The 5,303-nt window shown below is 33.3% G+C and carries 3 protein-coding genes; 1 reads left to right on the top strand and 2 read right to left on the bottom strand.

Annotated elements, in window-relative coordinates:
- A partial coding sequence (locus SVN78_08125; GenBank protein MDY6821571.1) for an acetamidase/formamidase family protein occupies positions 1-980 on the top strand: 980 nt, incomplete at its 5' end.
- 12 nt (positions 981-992) lie between these two features.
- On the opposite strand, the gene SVN78_08120 is transcribed toward SVN78_08125, so the two are convergent.
- Both SVN78_08120 and SVN78_08115 read right to left on the bottom strand, forming a co-directional pair.
- Positions 993-3,338 (bottom strand): hypothetical protein, encoded by a 2,346-nt coding sequence (locus SVN78_08120; protein ID MDY6821570.1) that lies wholly within the window; start codon positions 3,336-3,338, stop codon positions 993-995.
- A gap of 135 nt (positions 3,339-3,473) precedes the next feature.
- Complete coding sequence (locus tag SVN78_08115; protein MDY6821569.1) at positions 3,474-5,225, bottom strand: AMP-binding protein; 1,752 nt, start codon at positions 5,223-5,225, stop codon at positions 3,474-3,476.
- Between the last annotated feature and the right edge of the window lie 78 nt (positions 5,226-5,303).

Here is a 5,303-nt window from a genome sequence, read left to right as displayed (position 1 = left end):
ATTGTGGGACAGTAAATCCAAAAACTTATGTAGATGGTGTTGGAGAGGGTTCAATAAAATGTAGTAAATGTAACGTGCCTGTTTTACCTTTTAGAATAAAAAATGGGTATACAATGATATTTGATGATTTAAGAAGCTTTGGAATAACTGTAGATAGAGATATGACTGATGAGATTGTAAAAAATGCAAAAGGTTTTGGTGCTCTGCCAGCTTATTCTAGGCAGTATTCATGCAATATTTTAGCAAGATCAGATTTTGAACCTGTTGCATCAAGGGTTATACCAATGATTGGAAATATCGGAACATGTCCAGCTATAAAACTGCCGTCGTCACATAATGCAGGTGATTTTGGATACTTTTTAGTTAATGCCAATCATAAATATTCATTGAAAGAGAGTGAGCTAGCCTTAAGAACTGATGGTCACTTAGATTGTAATTCCGTTACAGAGGGTGCTACTATTATTGCACCTGTGAAAATAAATGGGGCAGGTCTCTATGTTGGGGATGTTCATGCTATGCAGGGCAATGGTGAAATTGCAGGTCATACTACAGATGTTAGTGCAGAAGTTATTTTAGATCTTGATCTAATAAAAGGATTAAATATTGATGGCCCAATTGTTATACCATTAGAGAGAGATATCCCTAAGATTGCAAAAAAATATGATGACAATGAGAAAGATAGTATTAATAAATTGGCAGAAAGATATGGTCTTGAGGCAGATTTGGAATATTACCCATTACAATTTATTGGAAGCGGCAAAGATTTAAATGAAGCAGCTTTAAATTCTTTAGAGAGGATAGCTTTACTATTTAATAAAGATATTAATGAAATAAAAAATAGAGCTACTATTACTGGTTCAGTCGATATTGGTAGATTGCCTGGTGTAGTTAAGACAACGCTATTAATTCCTGGAAAATGGATTAAAGGAATTAATAGCAAATTATATAATATTGTTAATAAAAGATTTAGCTCTATATAATACTTTTTTTATTTAATTCCAACCTTTTTCAACAATAGCTCTAGACTTATCATAAGGGTATTTTTCTAAAAGTTCCTCTAATGGAAGATTAATATCATCACCTCTCATAAAATGCATTAAAACAACAGAGGCGTAATAATCATTATAGTAGTCAGTTGATCTAAGTTGAACAGGTACTCCTGTTTCACCCACTGTGTGACAAGCTACACAGGTGACTGGCCCTGCATATTTTCCATCAGGAGAGAACTGTAGCGCTTGCCTATGAGTAGTTGTATCAACAGTATTATTAGGGCCTTCATATCTAACTGGATATAAACCATGTATAGATTCATGGCATGATTGGCAAGCTATATCACCGTGTGCTTTTGAATATCTGTATAGGGAATATTTCTTTTCCTGATCAATTGGAAAGTATTTTCCGCCTTCAGATTCAACAAAGGGCGCTATATGGCAGTTGGCACAATGGGGTTCTCCGGCAGCTAGCCAGTAATCATATCCAGCTGATACCTCAGCATATTTAACTTCTTCTCCTTTGTTGTCATACCAGGGCAAAACACTCCCTTCCCCTTCGCTCTTTGCTAAGATAGCACCCTCGTATTGTCTGTAATAATCAAGTAGAGGTGTGTCATTTTCTGTTATTATTTTTGGATCAGCTAAATAATCTCTAAAATAATTACTGTCATTATTTGCTAAAACCTCTATAACCTCATTTATACTTTTATTTCTTAAGGTTTTACCCTCTTGTGTTATTACATTGTCCAAATTGTCATATCGATATAGCTCTACTGAGAGTTTGTTGTGGCAATTGGTACAATAAAGTCCTCTTATCTCCTCAATTTCATTCCCATATTCATCCTTTTTTGATACTTCGTTAAAATACCATTTTCCAATCTCATTAAGGAAAAAGGGCGGCTCTACATAAGGGTTTGTATGGGCATCTCTTCTAAGAAAACATCCACCACCAGAGATTCTTACATCTGAATCAGAATACTTTGGATTACCATCATAATCTATTAAAGAAAAGGGGTTGTTATTAAAATCATTCATTGCAGGGACTTGCCAATGGGTTGGGTGGCATGACTGGCAAACTTGAGTTCTGCCAGCTTTATCAGGCATAGGGGCAAATCTTAAATGTGAAGTGTGAATTGCCTTTGAAAGTGGTCTACCTTTTTTTGGAGTGTAGCCAGTTAGTTTTTCACGAGGTGACAATAAATTGGCTGAAATATTATCGCCATGGCAATCTGCACAATTGACAGCTCCTACAGAACCTAGCCTATTAGTTGCTGCGTTAGGGTTGTATTCCCTTAAAAAGTTTGTTCCATAGTGTGCGTCATGTAATTCTAATATATTGATTGAACCTTCTTTTTGGCGCGCTAGAAATTCGCTTATATCAGTGTAATTGTTTTTCCAATAGTTGTATTCTTGTTTTGATTTTACTAGTCCTTCTCTAGCAGCTAGCCTTGCAGCTAGACCATTGCCTGAATGACAAATGTAGCAATTTGGCATATCCACTGGGTTTGTTCCAAAGAATTCCATCATTTTATCATCAATGTATAAGGGATTTCCAGACTCATCTTGCAATTGAACAACTGATTCTTGGTAAGGATAAAAGTCCTTATCTGTGATATTTCTAATGGAGCCTTTTCTTTTTGAGTCATAAAAGGCAGTTAGAGGAAGACCTAAAGCATCCCAAATTTTTGATGCAGTTAATGCAATTGGTATATTTTTTAACCATGGTATTAGGGTATCAACAAAAACAATGTTTCCACCTTTGTCTCCCCAGTACTCTAAATAATCACCACTAATAGGCATGCCAGTTGGGCCTGCATCTATTGGTATTGGCATATCAATTCCTACATATAATCTATTATTTTCATTTAAATTAGATGGAAGTGTGCCAAGGAGATCTTCATATATAAATAGATGATCCCATACATAATTTGCAAAATTCTCATTGGGCGAATTAAATAGTCCATCCCCATCGATATCCTTAGATATACCCCAAAAGAGCATTTTATTACCTTCAGAATATGAGTTGTCCCTAATAAAATAGTATGGTTTTATGCCGCTATTTTGATCTACTAACTGTGGATTTGTATTTAAATCACCAGATTTGATAATTTGTGCCTGTATTGAATTATAAGGTGGTATTATACAGCAATAAGACATATCGAATCCAACACAGTGCATACCAAGCTCATAGTTGATAAAAGCGTTATATTCATTAATCGGCCCATAGAGATTATTTCTATTTTGATCCCTTTGATTTAAAAGCTTTAGATTAAAGGGCAAGTTGTAGGAATAGATCTTTAAGTTAAATAGGAGTGCAATAATTAAAAAACAAATAATTCTTTTCATATTTCTCCTCTATCTATAGAATTATAATTATGTTATGCATTTTAAATTATTATAATTTAATTGTCAAGTAAATAATAATTAAAATAATTTGATATTAGTAGAAAATATTTTTTTACTTTTTTGAAAAGTTGTAAATTATTTTAATAAATTTGAATAATAATACTCTCTGTTACTTCTTTTTCCCTTTTTCTTTAATTCTTCTTCTTTAATTTTTAATTCTTTTCTTCTAATTTTACCACTTATTGTTTTGGGCAATTCATCTACAAATTCTATTATTCTTGGTACTTTATATTTTGGTAGGATTGTATCCATTTTCTGAAAAATACTTTTAGCTGTTTCCTTAGTGGCTGCATAGCCAGGCTTTAGAATAATATAAGCCTTTACTAACTGCCATCTTATTGGATCAGGGCTTCCTACAACTGCTGATTCTGCTACTGCCTCATGTTCCATTAATGCGCTTTCTACTTCAAAGGGGCCTACCCTGTAGTCTGAGGATTTTATAATATCATCACCCCTTGAGACAAAATACCAATAACCATCGGCATCTTTATATGCTTTATCACCTGTGAAATACAGATTTTGTCTTAAAACTTCATTGGTCAATTTTTCATCTCCAATGTATTCGTGAAATAGTCCAACTGCTCTCCATTTGTTTAATCTAATAACAATGTTACCAACTTCATCTGTATTTTTAATTTCATTACCATCATCATCAGTTAATATTATATCATACATATAATGGGGCACTCCAAAAGAGCCGGGCTTTATTTTATTTTTAAACCATGGTGGATTACCTATCATTGCAGTGGTTTCAGTCTGCCCATAAATATCTCTTATAGTTATGCCTGTATGATGTTTCCATTTTTCTATAACTTCAGGATTCAAAGGTTCACCTGCGCTAACGCATTCTCTTAAATTTGTTAAATTGAATCTATTTAGGTCTTGAAGTATGAATTGTCTGTATGCTGTTGGTGGAGCACAGAAGGTGCTAATATTGTAATCTGCTAAAGCTTGCAAGTATTTTTCTGGGTTAAATTTTTCGCTTGTATATATTGATGTAGTAGTTGCTCCAACTATTAATGGTGCGAAAAGTGAGCTCCATGCCCATTTAGCCCAACCAGGGGAGCTTAAGTTGTTGTGAATATCAGTAGTTGTTATACCAATTAGGTTTGCAGTAGACATGTGGCCTACTGGATATGATACTGCAGATTGGGCAACTTTCTTAGGCATTCCTGTTGTTGCAGAAGTAAAGAGACAAAATATTATATCCTTTGGCTTAGTTTTTGCAGCCTCTGCCTCTGATGGCATATCGTTAATCTTTGTGTAGTTAACCCATCCATTTTTATCATTGCCAATAACTATTTTTATTTTGGGCTTAGTATTTGTTGTTTCTAATGCTTTATCTATTATTTGCGTCGTACTACTTTCTGTAACTAATACATTTGGAGGATATGATTTAAATCTATATTCTAATTCTCTTTGGGTCATATTTGCCGGTGTTGGAACGGTTATTATTCCACCTTTTATATTTGCAACCATAAAAAACCAGATTTCAGGGGTGGCTGGTATCATTAAATAAATATTGTTCCCCTTTGTAACACCATGTTGTATTAATAAATTTAAAATTTTATTGGCCTTTATGGATACATATTTATAGGTAAATTTTTCATGGGTGTTATTATCGACGTTAATCCAAAGAAGTGCAGTGTTGTCTCCTCTTTCAGTTACATGAATCCCTTCAAATACATCATTAGCCCAATTAAAATATTCAGGATATGTAAGATAGTTTAGTTTTTCGAAAAAATCCTTTGATAAATTCTCCCTTTCAGATAGGTTCTTTGTCTCATTTATTTTTATAAAATCCTTATACATTTCTATTAGGTTCATAAATCACCTCTATATTAAATAATTGTTTTATTAATAATATTTTATTATATATCACTTTATTTTATATTTCAATTAAAT

It is taken from the genome of Deferribacterota bacterium (assembly GCA_034189185.1).
Lineage (GTDB): Bacteria > Chrysiogenota > Deferribacteres > Deferribacterales > UBA228 > UBA228.
This window is presented reverse-complemented; position numbering and strand designations above follow the sequence as displayed.

Excerpts from the sequence above, each read along its gene's own strand:
- SVN78_08120 (MDY6821570.1), bottom strand. The coding sequence starts at position 3,338 with ATGAAAAGAATTATTTGTTTTTTAATTATTGCACTCCTATTTAACTTA.
- SVN78_08115 (MDY6821569.1), bottom strand. The coding sequence starts at position 5,225 with ATGAACCTAATAGAAATGTATAAGGATTTTATAAAAATAAATGAGACA.